This is a genomic window from Cupriavidus sp. GW823-FHT06D04, from assembly GCF_058795055.1.
On the sequence record NZ_JBXAHL010000094.1, the window covers coordinates 1 to 2,762 of the forward strand.

Genomic DNA, 2,762 nt, shown 5'->3' on the forward strand with positions numbered 1-2,762 from the left:
TGAACCGCCGTATGCGGAACCGCACGTACGGTGGTGTGAGAGGGCTGAGGGGGTGACCCCTCACCCTACTCGATTCCAGCGAAAACTGGCTTCCCGCCCCCGGGGCGACTTCAGGGAAATCGAATGTTGACAATCACCAATCCGTGATCTACAACATCGTCTACACACTTAATAACTTTTGTAGACAATTTAGTAGACAGCAGAAACCAGCTTCCCATCGGCGCACACCAAAGAGCCCAACGGCCGCACGTCGCCTATCGTCAAGACACACATCTGCCAGGAGACTCAGATGATGCAAACGACCGCAACGACCGCAGACGCACCGCAGGTGCAGGCGGGGGGTGCCGCACACGGCAACGCCCTGATCAAGCCGAGCTATGACGAACGCCTTACCAACGAGGACCTGGCGCCGCTGCGCAAGCAGACCTGGGGCACCTACAACATCTTTGCCTTCTGGATGTCGGACGTGCACAGCGTGGGCGGCTACATCACCGCCGGCAGCCTGTTCGCGCTGGGGCTGACCAGTTGGCAGGTGCTGGTGTCGCTGCTGGTCGGCATCCTGATCGTGCAGTTCTTCTGCAACCTGGTGGCCAAGCCCAGCCAGGTGACCGGCACGCCCTATCCGGTGATCTGCCGGGCCTCGTTCGGCGTGCTCGGCGCCAATATCCCGGCGGTGATCCGCGGGCTGATCGCAGTGGCGTGGTACGGCATCCAGACCTACCTGGCTTCCAGCGCCTTCCTGGTGCTGGCGCTGCACTTCTTCCCCGCGCTGGCGCCGTATGCCGACGTGAAGCTGCACGGCTTTGCCGGGCTCTCCACGCTGGGCTGGGCCGCATTCATGGTGCTGTGGGTGCTGCAAGCGCTGGTGTTCTGGACCGGCATGGAGACCATCCGCAAGTTCATCGACTGGGCTGGCCCGGCGGTGTATGTGGTGATGATCGCGCTGGCGATCTGGCTGGTGAACAAGGCCGGCTGGGAGAACGTCAATTTCACGCTGAGCTTTGTCAAGTACACCGGCTGGGAAGCGGTGCCGGTAATGCTGAGCGCAATTGCGCTGGTGGTGTCGTATTTCTCCGGCCCGATGCTGAACTTCGGCGACTTCTCGCGCTATGCCAAAGACTTCGAGTCGGTCAAGCGTGGCAACTTCTGGGGCCTGCCGGTCAACTTCCTGGGTTTCTCGCTGCTGACCGTGATCACGACCTCGGCCACGCTGCCGGTGTTCGGCAAGCTGATCACCGACCCGGTGGAAACCGTCAGCCATATCGACAGCACCTTCGCCATGCTGCTGGGCGCGTTCACCTTCATGACCGCCACCATCGGCATCAATATCGTCGCCAACTTTGTTTCGCCGGCATTCGACTTCTCCAACGTCTCGCCCAAGCACATCAGCTGGCGCACCGGCGGCATGATCGCGGCCGTGGCTTCGATCTTCATCACGCCGTGGAACCTGTACAACAACCCGGCGGTGATCCACTACACGCTGGACGTGCTGGGCGCCTTCATCGGGCCGCTGTTCGGCATCCTGATTGCCGACTACTACCTGGTGCGCCGCCAGCATATCGACGTCGACGACCTGTACACGCTGAACCCGCGCGGCCGCTACTGGTACCGCAACGGCTTCAACCCGGCGGCGGTGACCACCATGATCCCGGCGGCCATCATCCCGATCCTGTGCGTGGTGGTGCCGGCGTGGCAGCCCGCGGCCAACTACAGCTGGTTTATCGGCATGGGCATCGCGCTGGTGCTGTACCGGCAACTGGCGCTGCGCATGATGCCCGGCCACTTCGGCAGCCGCGCCGCCAGCCAGGCCTGATCCCCGAACCATTCTTTCGACTGCACGATTTCGACCGCACCTAGCAAAGCCGCGCCCATGAAGCTGAAGATCATCAACCCCAATACCACCCAGAGCATGACCGACAAGATCAGGCAGTGCGCCGTCGCCGTGGCGGCACCGGGCACGCGCATCAGCGCGGTCAGCCCGCGCATGGGACCGGCTTCCATCGAAAGCCACTATGACGAGGCGCTGTCCGTGCCCGGCATCCTCGACGAGATCCTGGCCGGCGAGCAGGAAGGCGTGGACGGCTACGTCATTGCCTGCTTCGGTGACCCCGGCCTGTACGCGGCGCGCGAGGTGGCGCGCGGGCCGGTGATCGGCATTGCCGAGGCCGCCATGCATATGGCCAGCGTGGTCGGCAGCAGCTTCAGCGTGGTGACCACGCTTGCGCGCACCTGCAATATCGCCTGGCACCTGGCCGAGCGCTACGGCATGAAGCGCTTCTGCAACAACGTGCGCGCCTGCGACCTGGCGGTGCTGGAACTGGAGCGCCCGGGCTCGGACGCGCGCCGCATCATCACCGAGGCCTGCCGCCAGGCGCTGGTTGAAGACCGCAGCGAATGCATCGTGCTGGGCTGCGCCGGCATGACCGACTTGTGCGACGAGATCGCCGACGCCATCGGCGCGCCGGTGATCGACGGCGTGGTGTGCGCGGTCAAGATGGCCGAGGCGCTGGTCTCGGTGCGACTGGGCACCAGCAAGCGCGGCGACTGGGCGCGGCCGCTGCCCAAGGCGTATGCGGGCATGCTGGCCCCTTATGCGTTGAACTGAACCGTATGACTTCCCGATCCATTTCCGACTCCACCGCCATGCTCCAGTCCCGCTATCCACGCGATCTCATCGGTTACGGCGCCCGGCCGCCGCACGCCCGCTGGCCGGGCGGCGCGCGCGTTGCGGTGCAGTTCGTCCTCAACTACGAAGAAGGCGG

2 protein-coding genes and 1 pseudogene are annotated in these 2,762 nt (G+C 64.3%); all 3 read left to right on the forward strand.

The window, feature by feature from the left end; genetic code table 11:
- Window positions 1-289: 289 nt before the first annotated feature.
- Entirely contained in the window at window positions 290-1,813 is a 1,524-nt protein-coding gene (locus AC1Q7H_RS39665) for an NCS1 family nucleobase:cation symporter-1 (protein ID WP_013954001.1), read from the forward strand.
- Between the two features lie 57 nt (window positions 1,814-1,870).
- Window positions 1,871-2,605, forward strand: coding sequence for an aspartate/glutamate racemase family protein (locus AC1Q7H_RS39670; protein WP_013954002.1), 735 nt, complete (start codon window positions 1,871-1,873; stop codon window positions 2,603-2,605).
- Between the two features lie 38 nt (window positions 2,606-2,643).
- Window positions 2,644-2,762, forward strand: a pseudogene (locus AC1Q7H_RS39675) (allantoinase); the annotation flags it as partial.

What these genes read in the sequence shown, in the direction of transcription:
- AC1Q7H_RS39665 (WP_013954001.1), top strand. Translation starts at nt 290, where the DNA reads ATGATGCAAACGACCGCAACGACCGCAGACGCACCGCAGGTGCAGGCG.
- AC1Q7H_RS39670 (WP_013954002.1), top strand. Translation starts at nt 1,871, where the DNA reads ATGAAGCTGAAGATCATCAACCCCAATACCACCCAGAGCATGACCGAC.